Raw genomic sequence first — 14,489 nt, 5'->3', positions numbered from 1 at the left:
TCGCCCTCACCCTCCGTCATGCCGGGCTCGTTCCGGCATCCACGGTTCCTCACATCCTAAAAGTCCGAGTTCGCGGAACGGTGGACCCCGGAACCAGTCCGGGGTGACGGAGTGGGTTTGGGCCCGTCCCGACCCGATCGCAAGGCGAGGGACTTCATCCGAACGGGAGATTACCGCCCTCTTGTTCTCCCGCGAAGGCGGGAGCCCAGTCTGCGTCCCCCCTTCGCGGGGAAACAGTCTAGCGCTCTCTAGCGCTCTCCAAAGGTCTCAGACGGTAAAGCTCTCGCCGCACCCGCAGGCACCCTTGGCATTGGGGTTCTGGAACACGAAGCCGGCGGTGAAGTCGTCTTCGACCCAATCCATCGTCGAGCCGATCAGGTACAGGATCGAACCACCATCGACGAACAGCGTACCGCCTGGCGTCTCGATGCGTTCATCAAATGGCTTGGCCTCGGTCACGTAATCCACCGAATACGCCAACCCCGAACACCCCCGCTTGGGCGTCGACAGCTTCACCCCGATCGCGTCCGCCGGCGCGCGCGCCATCAGGTCGGCAATCCGCGCGTGTGCGGTCGCCGTGAGGTTCAGCGCCGCTGGCCGTGCTCGCAATGTCGTCGCCATCATCGTTCTTCCTTCCCCCTCCCGCGAGCGGGAGGGGCCGGGGGTGGGCTCCCGGCGAGCCACTCATAACCGTCGTTCGCGAGGTGAGCGCGAGCCCACCCCCTGCCCCCTCCCGCTTGCGGGAGGGGAAGCAGAAGTTATAGCATGCCCAGTTCGAGCTTAGCCTCATCCGACATCTTCTGAGGATCCCAAGGCGGATCCCAGACCAGGTTCACTTCCGCAAACCCAACCCCCGGCACCGACCCGACGCGCATCTCGACCTCGGCCGGCATCGACTCCGCAACCGGACAATTCGGCGTCGTCAGCGTCATCGACACCACCGCATGCCCGTCATCGGTCACCTCGACGCCGTAGATCAGCCCCAGATCATAGATGTTCACCGGGATCTCGGGATCGTAGATCTCCTTCAGCGCGTCGATGATCGCATCGTACACCGCGCCACCGGGCTCGCCGGGCGAATCCACCTGCGGCTTCTGCGCCAGGAACCCCGCGAGATAATCGCGCTTACGCTCCGCGTCGGAGTCCGTATCCATGACCACGCGAGCCTTGGGCGGCGACTGGACCGCCTCCACTTCCTCGATCTCGAACCGATCGTTCATCCAAAAATCCTCGTTACTCGCTCGATACCGCGTACCAACGCTTCAACGTCCGCCGGCCCGTTATACACGCCGAAGCTCGCACGCGCCGTCGCCTCGACACCCAGCGCCTCCATCAGCGGCTGCGCGCAGTGATGGCCGGCGCGGATCGCGACGCGCTCCTCGTCCAATATGGTGCCGATGTCGTGCGGATGAACCCCCTCGATCGTGAAGCTCACGATCCCAGCCGAATCCGCCGGGCCATAGAGGCGAACCGAATTGATCCCCGACAGGGCGTCGTGCGTCGCGGTCACCAGCGCCGTTTCGTGCGCGTGGATCGCCCCCAGCCCGATGCTCTCGACATAGTCGATCGCCGCATGCAGCCCGAGCGCACCGACGATATGCGGCGTCCCCGCCTCGAACCGCCCTGGCGGCGGTGCGTAGGTGGTCTTGGCGAAACTCACCTTATCGATCATCGACCCGCCACCCTGGTAAGGCGGCATCGCCTCCAGCAACTCCGGCCGAGCCCAAAGCACGCCGATTCCGGTCGGGCCATAAAGCTTGTGCCCCGAGAACACGTAGAAATCGCAGCCGATCGCCTTAACGTCGACCGTGATCCGCGGCACCGACTGACACCCGTCGAGCAGGATCTTCGCCCCGACCGAATGCGCGATTTCGGTAGCGCGCTTGCCGTCAAGCACCGAGCCGAGCACGTTCGAGACATGCCCGAGTGCGACCAGCTTGTGCGCCGGCGTGATCATCCGCTCCATTGCGTCGAGATCGATGCGATGGTCGGGCGTCAGCGGCAACACGTCGATCGCGACCCCGAGGCGCTCGGCGATCATCTGCCAAGGCACGATGTTCGAATGATGCTCCAGCATGGAGAGCATGATGCGATCGCCCGCCTTCAATTGCGTCCCCGCCCAGCAGGTCGCAACCAGATTGATCGCCTCGGTAGCCCCGCGCACGAACACGATCTCGTCCGGCGAACCCGCACCGATAAACCGCGCCACAGCCTTACGCGCCGCCTCATATGCCAGCGTCATGTCCGCCGAACGCTGGTACACCCCGCGGTGGACGGTCGCGTAAGTCTCGCCATAAGCGCGCGTAATCGCATCGACCACGACCTGCGGCTTCTGCGCGGTCGCGGCGGTATCGAGATACGCCCAACCCTCGGGGATCGCCGGAAAATCCGACAGGCGATCCAGCGGACGAACGTCGGCGATCACGCTCACAATGCCCGCTCCAGCCAGGCATCCGCATCCGCCACGAAAGCCTCCCGCACAGTCTCATCCGCAATCTGCGCAAACGCGTCGCCGACGAACGCGCGCGTAAGCAGCACCTGCGCCTTCGCATGCGGGATGCCACGGCTCTGCATGTAGAACAGCGCACGCTGGTCGAGTTCGCCGACCGTCGCGCCGTGCGCGCACTTCACGTCGTCTGCGAAGATCTCCAGCTCGGGCTTCAAATTCACCGTCGCGGTCCGCTGCAACAGCAACCCACGCAACGACTGCACCCCGTCGGTCTTCTGCGCATCCCGCGCCACCTCGACGCGCGCCGCAAGGCTCGCCGTCGACTTGTCCGCCGCGACCGCACGCCAGATCTGCTTGCTCCGCCCGTTCAGCGCCGCATGCCGCACCGACACCGCGCACTCCTGCCGCTGGCCATGCCGCGTCAGCAACGCGCCACCATATTCGGCAAACGCATCGTCACCCGTCACCGTAACCGACCCATCGATCCGCGTCCCGGCATCGCCCGCGCCGAGCACCGTCACGATCAGGCTAGCCTCCGCACCGATCTCGGCCTCGTCTCGCAACGACACGAAGCCGTCGACCTGAAGCAACCGCACCGCCCGCTTGAGCTTAGCGCCCTTGCCGAGCATCATCCGCGTAGACCGGTTCGACCAGCCAGCCCCGACATAGGTCTCGACCACGGAAGCGCTTGCGCCAGCGACGAGCACGATCTCTGCCGGCAGCTGATTGTCGCCGCCGGTTGCGACATGGACGATCTGGATCAGTTCGGCCGTCGCATCCGCCTCGACGCGCAAAGACCAGCCTAAGCCGGTGGTCCGACGCCCAAGGACATGCGATCCGCCGTCGATTGGAACGATCGTGACATGCCGCAGATCGCTCCGAGCCTCGTCCAGCACGCCATCGACAAACACCGCCCGCGCACCTGGCAAGTCGAGAAACCACTCGCCAGCATCCAGCGCGACGCCGCGCGGCAGTTCAGCCGCAGCCGCAATCGCCGCCGGATCACCCCAGCGCCAGGACTCCTCGCGAGTCGAAGGAAGGGTAAGCGTCGTCATGAACGCACCTCCTCCGCGTCTCCGCGTCTCCGCGTGAACAAGATTTTCTCACGCGGAGACGCGGAGCCGCGGAGAGTAAGTGGAGAGATTGAGGCGCTTGCAGCGCGAGAAGGACTCATGCGGCGATCCCCACATAGCCTTCGCTCTCGAGCTGCTGCGCCAACTCCTTGCCGCCCGAACGAACGATCCGCCCATCGGCCAGCACATGCACGAAGTCCGGCTCCACGTAATCCAGCAACCGCTGGTAATGCGTGATCAACAGCACCGCCTTGTCGGGCGCGCGCATGATGCGGTTGATGCCATCGCCGACGACGCGCAGCGCATCGATGTCCAGCCCCGAATCCGTCTCGTCGAGAATCGCGAACTTCGGGTTGACGATGCCCATCTGGACCATCTCGTTACGCTTCTTCTCGCCGCCCGAAAAACCGACGTTCACCGGCCGCTTGAGCATGTCGTAGTCCATGCCGAGCAGATCCGCCTGCCCCCGCGCCAGCTTCAGGAACTCGCCGCCCGACAACGGTTTCTCGTCACGCGTCGCGCGCTGAGCGTTTAGCGCCTCGCGGAGGAACTGGACGTTCGACACGCCGGGGATTTCGACCGGATACTGGAAGCCGAGGAACACGCCCGCCGCGGCACGCTCATGCGCCTCCAGCTCGAGCAGATCGACGCCATCGAACGTCACCGAGCCCGAAGTGACGTCATAACCGGGCCGCCCGCCGAGCACATAGCCCAGCGTCGACTTGCCCGCCCCGTTCGGCCCCATGATCGCGTGCACCTCACCCGCGTTTACGGTGAGGGACAAGCCCTTGAGGATTTCCTTGCCGTCGATCTCGGCGTGGAGGTTTTCAATTTTTAGCATCGAATTTAGCCCAATTCCAAATCTGTATTCTTCGTGCGGCTGCGCGTGGTAATCTTCCCGGCATTCTCGCGAATGCCAGGAAGCGTTAGCCAACGGACCCCTCCAACGAAATTCCCAGCAGCTTCTGCGCTTCCACCGCGAACTCCATCGGCAGCTGCTGCAGCACCTCCCGCGCGAAGCCATTCACGATCAGCGCCACCGCCGCCTCCTGGTCCAGCCCGCGCGACATCGCGTAGAACAGCTGGTCCTCGGAGATCTTCGACGTCGTCGCCTCATGCTCGATTTGCGCGGACGGGTTGCGGACCTCGATATATGGCACGGTATGCGCGCCGCACTGGTCGCCCAGCAGCAGGCTGTCGCACTGGGTGAAATTCCGCACGCCCTCCGCGGTCGGCGCGACGCGCACCAGCCCGCGATACGTGTTGTCCGAACGCCCGGCCGAAATCCCCTTCGACACGATCGTCGAGCGCGTATTCTTGCCGAGGTGGATCATCTTCGTGCCGGTATCGGCCTGCTGGCGATTGTTGGTCACCGCGACCGAATAAAACTCGCCGACCGAGCCATCGCCGAGCAGCACGCACGAGGGGTATTTCCACGTGATCGCGCTGCCGGTCTCGACCTGAGTCCAGCTGACCTTCGAGTTCTTGCCCTGGCACAGCGCGCGCTTGGTGACGAAGTTATAGATCCCGCCGACACCGTTCTCGTCGCCCGGATACCAGTTCTGCACGGTCGAATATTTGATCTCGGCATCGTCGAGCACGACCAGTTCGACCACGGCCGCGTGCAACTGGTTCTCGTCGCGCATCGGCGCGGTGCAGCCCTCGAGATACGAGACGTACGAGCCCTTGTCCGCGACGATCAGCGTACGCTCGAACTGCCCGGTATTCTCCGCGTTGATGCGGAAGTACGTCGACAGCTCCATCGGGCAACGCACGCCCTCCGGGATGTAGACGAACGTCCCGTCGGAGAAGACCGCCGAGTTCAGCGTCGCGAAATAGTTATCGCGCTGGGGCACGACCTTGCCGAGCCATTTCCGCACGAGCTCGGGATATTCCTTGATCGCTTCGGAGATCGAACGGAAGATCACGCCCGCAGCCTCCAACTCCTTGCGGAAGGTGGTCGCGACCGAGACGCTGTCAAACACCGCATCCACCGCGACGCGGCGCTTCGGATTGCCATCCGCATCGAGCGGATCCTCGACCACGCCCGCCAGCATCTTCTGCTCGCCGATCGGGATGCCGAGCTTCTCGTAGACGCGCAGGATCTCCGGATCGACCTCGTCGAGGCTCCCAAGCTTCGGCTTCGCCTTGGGCTCCGCGTAATAATACGCGTCCTGGTAATCGATCGGGGGCACGTTGAGCTTCGACCAGTCGGGCGCTTCCATCGTCTGCCACAACGCGAACGCCTTCAGCCGCCAGTCGAGCATCCACTGCGGCTCGCCCTTCTTGGCTGAAATGAAGCGCACCGTGTCCTCGGACAGACCCTTGGGCGCAAATTCCTGTTCGATGTCCGAGGAGAAACCCCACTCGTACGTCTTGTTCGCGGCGGCATACGCCTCTGCGTTCCGGGTAGCCATCATTCCATCTCCGCCGCAACGCGGCTCTCTAAAATCTCCGCGGCTCCGCGGCTCCGCGTGAACACAATTGATTCACGCGGAGCCGCGGAGGCGCGGAGGAAGGGGTAAGGCGCTGCGCGCAAGGTCATGCGGGCACCTGTACAACCGGGGTTTGCGAAAGGCTGGCGAGCGACACGCCGGCGAGCGCACCGCGGACCGCGCCATTGACGGCGTTCCAGTGCGGCTTCACCTTGCACGTCTGCTCGACACAGCAATCCTGCGATGCACCGTCGACGCACGAGGTCAGCGCGATCGGCCCCTCGACCGCCTCGATGATGTCGGCGAGCGAGATCGACGCAGGCGGCCGTGACAGACGGAAACCACCACCAGTACCGCGCGTGCTCTCGATCAGGCCCGCCGCCGACAGCCGGCTCACCAGCTTCTGCACGGTCGGCAACGGCACGCCGGTCTCCTCGGCGAGCAGCGTCGCGTTCAACCGCGCGATACCGCCGCAATGACGCGCCGCGGCGCTCATCATTACGACCGCATAGTCGGCTAGGCTGGAAAGACGCATGGTCGCTTCGGAGTCCAATCGGACCGATATGATCCGATTGGTCAAATGGTCTTTGTGCAGTGCATCGTCAACCCGTGGAGCCGTGCTAACGACTCGCAACTATCCCATCCCCGTCATTCCCGCGTTCGCGGGAATGACGGAAGAAGGGATTGGTCGCCCCGGCCAATATGCCTAAGAGCGCGCATGGCCTTCTACCACCCGATCCTGTTCCGCCTCGATGCCGAGCGCGCGCATACCCTGACCATCGCCGCGCTCGCCGCATGGGGACGGGCCGGCACGCCGCTCGCGCCCAGCGTGCCGCGGCTTGCGACGACCGTGGCGGGGATCGCTTTTGCCAACCCCGTCGGTCTGGCGGCAGGCGTCGACAAGGATGGCCGGGCGATCGATGGGTTCTTCGGGCTTGGCCTGGGTAGCGTAGAGATCGGGACGCTCACGCCGGTACCGCAGCCCGGCAACCCGAAGCCCCGCATCTTCCGCCTTCCGGAGGACCGCGCAGTCATCAACCGTCTAGGGTTCAACAACGGCGGGCTAGACGCGGCACTCGACCGGGTGAACAAACGGCCGAGCGGTAAAGACGTTCTCGGCATCAACGTCGGCGCCAACAAGGACGCCACCGATCGCACCGCCGACTACGTCCACGGCGTAACCCGCGCCGCCCCCCACGCCGACTACATCACGATAAACATCAGCTCCCCCAACACCCCCGGCCTGCGCGACCTCCAGCACGGCGCAGCGTTGCGCGATCTCCTCGCCGCCTGCACCGCCGCCAAGGGCAGCACGCCGATCTTCCTCAAGGTCGCACCGGACCTCGAACCCGCTGACATAGACGACATAGCGCGCGCCGCGATCGAGAACGGCGTCGACGCGTTGATCGTCAACAACACGACGATCTCCCGCCCCGGCCTGCGCTCGGCCAATGCAAAGGAAACCGGCGGCCTGTCCGGCGCGCCTCTCGCCCCGCTAGCCCGCCAACGCCTGTCGGATTTCCGCAAGGCCACCGGCGCAGCGATCCCGCTGATTTCGGTCGGCGGCGTAGACAGCGGCGCCGAAGCCTATGCCCGCCTCCGCGCCGGCGCGAGCCTCGTCCAGCTCTACACCGCCTTGGTGTACGAAGGCCCCGGCCTCCCCGCCCGCATCCTGCGCGAACTGGATGCGTTGCTGAAGCGTGACGGGATCGCATCGGTTGCGGATGCGGTGGGAATCGACGCCCGCTGACCCACTCTCCCCGTCATCCCAGCGAAAGCTGGGATCCAGAGCAGCACACGTCGTACTTCGTGGCTCTGGATCCTGGGTCGAGCCCAGGATGACGGGCGTTGGTTTGGCTTGCCTCATACCCCAACCGCGCTAGGCTCGCTCGCGATGAAGACTTCCCTCCTAGCGCTCGCCCTCCTCGTCCCCACCGCCGTTGTAGACGCGCGCCAACCCGCCCCCGCCCTGGCAAAAGACCAAGGAATGGTCAGCGCCGCCGACCCGCGCGCAGCCGCCGCCGGCGTCGAGATCCTCCGAGCAGGCGGCAGCGCCACCGACGCGGCGATCGCCACGATGTTAGCCCTCAACGTCGTCGAGCCCCAAAGCTCCGGCATCGGCGGCGGCAGCTTCTGGATTTCCCACACGGTAGGCGGCGTGCTCAGCACGATCGATGCGCGCGAAGAGGCCCCCGCCGCTGCCGATGCACGCTGGTTCTACGCCCCCGACGGCACACCGCTGAGCCACAGCGACGCAGTGCCCGGCGGCCGCAGCGTCGGCATCCCCGGCGCACTCCGCGGCATGGCGCTCGCGCACCGCGCGTCCGGGAAACTCCCCTGGGCGCAACTCTTCGCCCCCGCGATCCGCCTCGCGACCAACGGCTTCCAGGCCTCGCCCCGCCTCGTCAACGGCATGGCCGCATATGGCGACCACGTCACGCCCGAGACCCGCGCGATCTTCTCCGCCCCCGACGGCTCGCCGGTCGCGGTCGGCGCGACGATCAAAAACCCGGCGCAGGCCGCTCTCCTCCAGCGCATCGCGACCCAAGGCCCCGACAGCTTCTACGTCGGCCCGCAGGCACAGAAGATCGTGACCGCCGTCAATACCGCCACGCGGAACCCGTCGAAGATGACGCTCGGCGACCTAGCCAGCTACGACGCCAAGAACCGCCCACCGGTCTGCATCACATACCGCGTCTACCGCGTCTGCGGGATGGGTCCTCCCTCGTCCGGCGGCATCACCGTGCTGATGATCCTGAAGCAGCTCGAACGCTTCGACATGGGCAAGCTCGGCAAGGACAGCGCGCAGGCCTGGCACCTGTTCGCCGAATCTTCCCGCCTCGCCTATGCCGACCGCGACCTCTACGTCGGCGACCCCGATTTCGTCCGCGTGCCGGTCCAGGGCATGCTCGACGCCGCCTATCTCGCCAAGCGCTCTGCCCTGATCTCCCCTACCACGACGATGGCGACCGTCGCGCCGGGCACGCCCCCCGGCGCACCGGCCCGCACCCGCGCACCGGTCAGCGAAGTCCCCGGCACCACCGACATCGCGACGGCCGACGCCCGCGGCAACGTCGTCCAGGTGACCACCACCGTGGAGGGCTATTTCGGCTCCGGCATCACCGTCGACGGCACCGTCCTCAACAACCAGCTCACCGACTTCGATATCGTCCCCGAGAAGAACGGTGCGCTCGTCGCCAACCGCGTCGAGGGCGGCAAGCGCCCGCGCAGCTCGATGTCGCCGACGATCGTCTACGGCCCCGACGGCAAGGTCCGCCTCGCGGTCGGCGCGGCCGGCGGCTCGACGATCATCGCGCAGGTGGCAAAGGCCATCATCGGCGTTGTCGACTGGAAACTGTCCGCGCAGGACTCGATCGCGCTCGGGCTGCTGTATGCCCCCGGCCACGTCGCCGCGGCGGAGAAGGGTACCGCCCGCGAAGCGATGGTCCCCGCGTTGCAGGCACTCGGCGAAAACGTCCAGGTCGCGGCGCTAGGCCTGAAAGCAAACGCGATCGAACGCGTCGGCGGCAAATGGGTCGGCGCCGCAGACCCCCGCAGCGAAGGGGTGGCGATGCGCCAGGACGGCACCGTCACCCGGATCGTACGAGTCGGCGCCCTCCAGCGCGCACCCGAATGACACTCACCTAACCATCGTCATCCTGGGCTCGACCCAGGATCCAGAGCCAGGAGCGACACCGCACGTAACTCTGGATCCCAGCTTTCGCTGGGATGACGAGTGTTGCTATACTGCCCTTGCACTAAAGCAAGCCGACCCATCAAACATCGAGCTGCAAGAGCACGTCAGGAGAGACAATGGCCCGCCAGCTCGAACGATTCCCGAACCTCGTCACAATGTTCTTCACGCGCGCCGCGGAGAAAGGCGACGCGCCGTTCCTGTGGACCAAGACGAGCGGCTCGTGGACCGCCACGAGTTGGGCCGACGCCGCCCGCCAGGTCGCCAGCCTCGCCACCGCCCTCACCGCGATCGGGCTCAAGCGCGGCGACCGTGTCATGCTGGTCAGCGAGAACCGCCCCGAATGGTGCCTCAGCGACCTCGCGATCATGGCGGCGGGGTGCGTCACGGTGCCGACCTACGTCACCAACACCGAGCGCGATCACCTCCACATCATCGAGAACGCAGGCGCCTGCGCGATCATCGTCTCGACAGCGAAGCTCGCGAAAACCCTCCTCCCCGCCGTCCTCCGCTCGAACCAGGCACACACGGTGATCGGGCTCGAGGACATGAAGGTCCCCGCCTCGATCGACTTCCACAACTGGCACGCGCTGATCGCCGCGCACCAGACCGCCCCCGAAACCGCCGCCGTCCGCGCAAACTTCGCGCGCGAAGACCTCGCCTGCATCATCTACACCTCGGGCACCGGCGGCGCCCCGCGCGGCGTGATGCAACACCACGGCGCGATCCTCCACAATTGCGCCGGCTGCGCGTCGGTCATCTCGGAGGATTTCGGCTGGGACGACGAGGTCTTCCTCTCGTTCCTCCCCTTGAGTCACGCCTACGAACACACCGGCGGCCAGCATTTCCCGATCTCGCTCGGCGGCCAGATCTACTATGCGGAAGGCCTCGAAAAGCTCGCCGCGAACATCGAAGAGACGCGGCCGACGATCATGTTCGTCGTCCCCCGCCTGTTCGAAGTCCTCCGCACGCGCATTTCGAAGACGATCGAGAAACAGGGCGGCGCTTCGGCGTACCTGTTGCGCCAAGCGCTCGACATCGGTGGCAGGCGCTATGCCGGTCGCCTCCGCTTGATCGACCGGCCGATGCAAGCCGCCGTCGCCACCCTGTTCAAGCCGAAGATTTCGAAGAAGTTCGGCGGCCGGTTGAAGGCGATGATCTCGGGCGGCGCGCCGCTCAATCCCGAGGTCGGACTGTTCTTCGAGTCGCTCGGCCTCACCTTCCTGCAAGGCTATGGCCAGACCGAAGCCGCCCCCGTCATCTCGTGCAACCGCCCCAAGGCCGGCGTCCGGATGGACTCGGTCGGCCCAGCGCTCAACGACACCGAAGTCCGCATCGCCGACGACGGCGAGATCCTGGTCCGCGGCGAACTCGTCATGCACGGCTATTGGCGCAACGATGCCGAGACCGCAAAGGTGCTGAAGGACGGCTGGCTCCACACCGGCGACATCGGCGAGATCGACGACAAGGGCCGTATCCGCATTACCGACCGAAAGAAGGACCTGATCATCAACGACAAGGGCGAGAACGTCGCCCCGCAAAAGGTCGAGGGCATGCTGACGCTCCAGCCCGAGATCGCGCAGGCGATGATCGCGGGCGACAAACGCCCCTACATGGTCGCGCTGATCGTGCCCGATCCGGAGTGGACGCAGGAATGGTGCGCGGCGAACGGCGACGCGTGCAGCTTTGCCCGACTGGCTGAGAACAGCGAGTTCCGCACCGCGATCGGGCATGCCGTGGAGCGGGTGAATGCGGACCTCACCGTGACGGAACGCGTACGGCGGTTCGTGCTGGCGGATGGTCCGTTCACGATCGAGAACGAGCAGTTGACGCCGAGTTTGAAGATCCGACGGCATGTTTTGAAGGACGCTTATGGGGAGCGGTTGGATGGGCTGTATAAGCCCTAGAAACAATCCTCTCCTTTTTGCGAAGAGAAGCTGCCCAGAAGGCCCTGCGGACTCGAAGAAGGTAAAGTGAGGCTCGAACCCTCTGCCACAACGTCCTCTTCCGTCATCAGGCAGTTCCCCATTCCAGACCTTGCGGACTGAACCCGGTGCGTATCCTTTCCAGGCCTGTGGTAGGGTCGCCGCCGATACAGCAGCCGATCAGTTCGAGATTGCAACCAGCCTGCGCTGTAAGGCCCTCGCTCGAACCTAACCGATCCGGAACTGGTGCTCTTCATCATCCGCATGCCGTTCATGGCTTGCGTCGGTTCGAGGAGCTCCACGCCAATCTCGGCGTTGCCCCGATTGCGCCGTTGCCCAAACATGACCAGAGCAGCACATCGCCGACAAGCTGAAGACGCTCGCCGCGAGAAGCGAACAGTCGCGCTATCGCCGGCGCAAAAGGCCAGCCCGCAAGCCAACGCCGTCCCGTGATCACTGTCGCAACGCAACGTTACGCGCGGTCCAGTCATGTCCTGTATGGCGGAAGCGCCTTCTCGACCGCCCCGGCCACGACGATCAGCTTACCGCCCGCTTGTTCAAGCGCAGGCAAGGCGGCTGCCCACTCCAACCCCATGAAGACCGTGCTGGTTCTCGCCGGGCCCCTCAGCGTAGAAAGGTCTCGCCGCATCAAAACAGGGCAGCAGCTGTCCATCGGTTGCGATTAGACGACGATCACGGCGACGTTGGACACATTGCGCGCAACCGCGCTGCCGGTACGCGGCGTTGCAAGATCGTGCCCGTGAGTGAGCACTTGGATGCGGTCTTCGCCGACCATAATCGCTACCTGACCCGCAAGTTCCTGCTGCATCCGGCTCTGGTGGAGCGCCTCAGTCAGAAGGTCACCGCGCTCCGGACGTCGCCGAACGATGTCACCATCCGTTTCGAGGCGCCGGCAGTGCTCGCGACGCTCATCGAGAGCGTGACGATCTACCCGCACGGCGAGCATGGTCCGGAGGCAGAGGTGGTGGCGAGGGTGACGGATTTGTTGGCTTTTGTCGTAAACGACAACACCGCCCGTGAGGGCGGCGGTCGTAGTTCTATGGCGTTGGTTGCGGGGACAGGATTTGACCGCTGTAGAACTCGATTTCGGCTACTCGGCGGCACCATCGTAAGTCTGTGACGATGACCTGACTGACGCTACCTAAGCCTCGGCTTCCATCCATCCGATCAGGTTCTAGACCCGTCGCACAAGGCGTTCAACATCCTTGCAACGGACCCTGATTGTACACGAAAAGTGTTCAATCTAACGTGATCATTCACGGCATACCCAAATTGACGGTTGGTTGTGTTGGTTCGGCCAGCTGGCCTCATCGAAGCGGTCTTACATCAAGCCAATGTCAAACCTGAAGCAGCGAAGCACCTCGCCGAAGTAGCGTTGATTTTCACCCGCCAAAAACCTGCGCGAGGCGTACATCCAAGCGCAATCCCAGAACAATTGCAGACGGAATGTCGGTTTTGCGGGTCGGTGCGAATATCGGGTCAGGATTGATGACGTATTGGATGTTGGGAAGTATCCTGACACCGGGCATAGCAGCGAACCCATAGTTGATCTCGCCGATGATCTCGTTCGACTTTGGCGAACCTGTTCCACCAGCCCTCGTACGTAAATCGCGGAGATAATTTATCTGCTGATTGCTGAAATGCGTATTGCTGATCAGAAAGCCTATCGTGTCAGCATCGCGGCGTTTGAACGTGCCGGTCTTGACGAAACCAGCCGAGGCGAACCAGTCTAGCTGAGCAACATTGCCAACATTGTAAAAGACCCGCCCGAACAGCGCGAGGTTGCGGGTGCTCTTGCCCGCTGCGCGCTGTATCGTTTGGTCCGCCATCGCATACATACCAACGCGGTTGCCACCCTGTGCGACACGAGGAAGCCCAGACACAACGGAGGAAGCGCCGTTGCGATCGTAATATGGGCTCTGGCCGCCATCGGTATTGATATAGACGCCGGCCTTGTAGCGGCGCGGCAGCCGTTCGTCCGCGAACGTCGTCTGATAGCCTACTTCGTTGGCGATAAGCACACCGGTGCCCTTGCCGAGCGAGAAGTCGAGGCCTCCCTTACCCTTGAGATTTAGGTCGTTGTCGTATTCGAACACGCCGGTCTGAACATACCAACGCTTGTTGATCGCGTACCGCGCCTTGGCGGTCCAGGACGAGTTGGGGAAGGCAGTGATGCCGATGTCACTGATACCGCCATACGCCGTGAGGCAGCTTGTGTTGCTCATGAACACGCAGTTGAACGGCGAATTATTAAAGTAGCTGTTCACTGCTGCACGCCCGACAAGAATGTTGATCTTGCCGAAATCGTGCTCAACGTTGAACTGCGTCAAGCGCGGCCCAGTCACTGGCCGCCAGGTCTGCTGAAAACTGATCGAGTTGCCGATCGAGTCCCGACCCAGGCTGTCTCCGCTGAACCATGCCCCTTGAATGTGGACCTTGGTATCGGACAGCCCGATCAGCTTTTCGAGATCGATGTCGGCCGCGGTCGATACCCAGTGCGATTCCGCACTGCCCTGGCGAACACCCCCGACCGGGTTGGCAGCAACGTTGCCGACGACGTCGAGCGCAAGATCAATGCCCGCCGCCTTGAAGGCGCGCAATTGCTTGCCGATCGGATTATCGCGCTGGAACGGCGCAACGCCTGACGGCGCCGCTCGGTCCGCAGGGCCCTGCTTCGTATCGGGGTATAATACCGACGGATGACGCTCGTCGGGCTTGCCCGGCGCTACGCCGTCGGTTGTGTCCACCGTCGGCACGGCCGCGTCGGTCGGCAACGTGACTGCCCGAGACGGTTGAGTTTGGGACGGCGCGGCTTGTGCCGCTGCGGTTAGCGCGATGGCGATGGCGATGGACATAACGGTCTCCTGCCCGGCCGCGTGCGCATGCGGCTGG

12 protein-coding genes are annotated in these 14,489 nt (G+C 64.4%); 4 read left to right on the top strand and 8 right to left on the bottom strand.

From position 1 onward, the window contains the following. Positions 1–267: 267 nt before the first annotated feature. The 7 genes from AC1MLZ_RS16865 to AC1MLZ_RS16835 all read right to left on the bottom strand — a co-directional run bounded on the left by AC1MLZ_RS16865 (position 268) and on the right by AC1MLZ_RS16835 (position 6,492). On the bottom strand, positions 268–621 hold the full coding sequence (locus tag AC1MLZ_RS16865) for a HesB/IscA family protein (RefSeq protein WP_480959481.1): 354 nt from the start codon (positions 619–621) through the stop codon (positions 268–270). A gap of 137 nt (positions 622–758) precedes the next feature. Further along, positions 759–1,220: an SUF system Fe-S cluster assembly protein gene (locus tag AC1MLZ_RS16860; protein WP_480959480.1), complete on the bottom strand. Its 462-nt coding sequence runs from the start codon at positions 1,218–1,220 to the stop codon at positions 759–761. Next, positions 1,217–2,431: a cysteine desulfurase gene (locus tag AC1MLZ_RS16855; RefSeq protein WP_480959479.1), complete on the bottom strand. Its 1,215-nt coding sequence runs from the start codon at positions 2,429–2,431 to the stop codon at positions 1,217–1,219. Before AC1MLZ_RS16855 ends, AC1MLZ_RS16860 begins: the two co-directional genes overlap by 4 nt. Next, on the bottom strand, positions 2,428–3,504 hold the full coding sequence (locus tag AC1MLZ_RS16850; protein ID WP_480959478.1) for a SufD family Fe-S cluster assembly protein: 1,077 nt from the start codon (positions 3,502–3,504) through the stop codon (positions 2,428–2,430). Before AC1MLZ_RS16850 ends, AC1MLZ_RS16855 begins: the two co-directional genes overlap by 4 nt. Before the next feature lie 115 nt (positions 3,505–3,619). Beyond that, complete coding sequence (sufC, locus tag AC1MLZ_RS16845) at positions 3,620–4,363, bottom strand: Fe-S cluster assembly ATPase SufC (protein ID WP_480959477.1); 744 nt, start codon at positions 4,361–4,363, stop codon at positions 3,620–3,622. Between the two features lie 85 nt (positions 4,364–4,448). Next, positions 4,449–5,939 (bottom strand): Fe-S cluster assembly protein SufB, encoded by a 1,491-nt coding sequence (sufB, locus tag AC1MLZ_RS16840; protein ID WP_471811982.1) that lies wholly within the window; start codon positions 5,937–5,939, stop codon positions 4,449–4,451. A 124-nt stretch (positions 5,940–6,063) separates the two neighbouring features. Next, complete coding sequence (locus AC1MLZ_RS16835; protein ID WP_480959476.1) at positions 6,064–6,492, bottom strand: SUF system Fe-S cluster assembly regulator; 429 nt, start codon at positions 6,490–6,492, stop codon at positions 6,064–6,066. A 183-nt stretch (positions 6,493–6,675) separates the two neighbouring features. On the opposite strand from AC1MLZ_RS16835, the gene AC1MLZ_RS16830 reads away from it, so the two are divergent. The 4 genes from AC1MLZ_RS16830 (at position 6,676) to AC1MLZ_RS16815 (ending at position 12,717) form a co-directional block, all read left to right on the top strand. Further along, a complete protein-coding gene (locus AC1MLZ_RS16830) occupies positions 6,676–7,707 on the top strand; it encodes a quinone-dependent dihydroorotate dehydrogenase (protein ID WP_480959475.1) in 1,032 nt (343 codons plus the stop codon). A 144-nt stretch (positions 7,708–7,851) separates the two neighbouring features. Continuing rightward, entirely contained in the window at positions 7,852–9,594 is a 1,743-nt protein-coding gene (gene ggt / locus AC1MLZ_RS16825; protein WP_480959474.1) for a gamma-glutamyltransferase, read from the top strand. Between the two features lie 176 nt (positions 9,595–9,770). Further along, positions 9,771–11,558 carry an AMP-dependent synthetase/ligase gene (locus AC1MLZ_RS16820; protein WP_480959473.1) on the top strand — a complete coding sequence of 596 codons (1,788 nt, stop codon included), beginning with the start codon at positions 9,771–9,773 and terminating at the stop codon, positions 11,556–11,558. A 790-nt stretch (positions 11,559–12,348) separates the two neighbouring features. Further along, positions 12,349–12,717 (top strand): hypothetical protein, encoded by a 369-nt coding sequence (locus AC1MLZ_RS16815; protein ID WP_480959472.1) that lies wholly within the window; start codon positions 12,349–12,351, stop codon positions 12,715–12,717. Positions 12,718–12,979: 262 nt separating this feature from the next. Here AC1MLZ_RS16815 and AC1MLZ_RS16810 read toward each other — a convergent pair whose 3' ends face one another. Then, on the bottom strand, positions 12,980–14,452 hold the full coding sequence (locus tag AC1MLZ_RS16810; protein WP_480959471.1) for a carbohydrate porin: 1,473 nt from the start codon (positions 14,450–14,452) through the stop codon (positions 12,980–12,982). Between the last annotated feature and the right edge of the window lie 37 nt (positions 14,453–14,489).

This window comes from Sphingomonas sp. PEI4 (genome assembly GCF_056679955.1).
Note: the sequence above shows the minus strand (reverse complement) of the source record. Positions and strands in the feature narration are given on the sequence as shown.

What these genes read in the sequence shown, in the direction of transcription:
- ggt (WP_480959474.1), top strand. Translation starts at nt 7,852, where the DNA reads ATGAAGACTTCCCTCCTAGCGCTCGCCCTCCTCGTCCCCACCGCCGTT.
- AC1MLZ_RS16810 (WP_480959471.1), bottom strand. Translation starts at nt 14,452, where the DNA reads ATGTCCATCGCCATCGCCATCGCGCTAACCGCAGCGGCACAAGCCGCG.
- AC1MLZ_RS16835 (WP_480959476.1), bottom strand. Translation starts at nt 6,492, where the DNA reads ATGCGTCTTTCCAGCCTAGCCGACTATGCGGTCGTAATGATGAGCGCC.
- AC1MLZ_RS16830 (WP_480959475.1), top strand. Translation starts at nt 6,676, where the DNA reads ATGGCCTTCTACCACCCGATCCTGTTCCGCCTCGATGCCGAGCGCGCG.
- AC1MLZ_RS16820 (WP_480959473.1), top strand. Translation starts at nt 9,771, where the DNA reads ATGGCCCGCCAGCTCGAACGATTCCCGAACCTCGTCACAATGTTCTTC.
- AC1MLZ_RS16865 (WP_480959481.1), bottom strand. Translation starts at nt 621, where the DNA reads ATGGCGACGACATTGCGAGCACGGCCAGCGGCGCTGAACCTCACGGCG.
- AC1MLZ_RS16850 (WP_480959478.1), bottom strand. Translation starts at nt 3,504, where the DNA reads ATGACGACGCTTACCCTTCCTTCGACTCGCGAGGAGTCCTGGCGCTGG.
- AC1MLZ_RS16860 (WP_480959480.1), bottom strand. Translation starts at nt 1,220, where the DNA reads ATGAACGATCGGTTCGAGATCGAGGAAGTGGAGGCGGTCCAGTCGCCG.
- sufB (WP_471811982.1), bottom strand. Translation starts at nt 5,939, where the DNA reads ATGGCTACCCGGAACGCAGAGGCGTATGCCGCCGCGAACAAGACGTAC.
- sufC (WP_480959477.1), bottom strand. Translation starts at nt 4,363, where the DNA reads ATGCTAAAAATTGAAAACCTCCACGCCGAGATCGACGGCAAGGAAATC.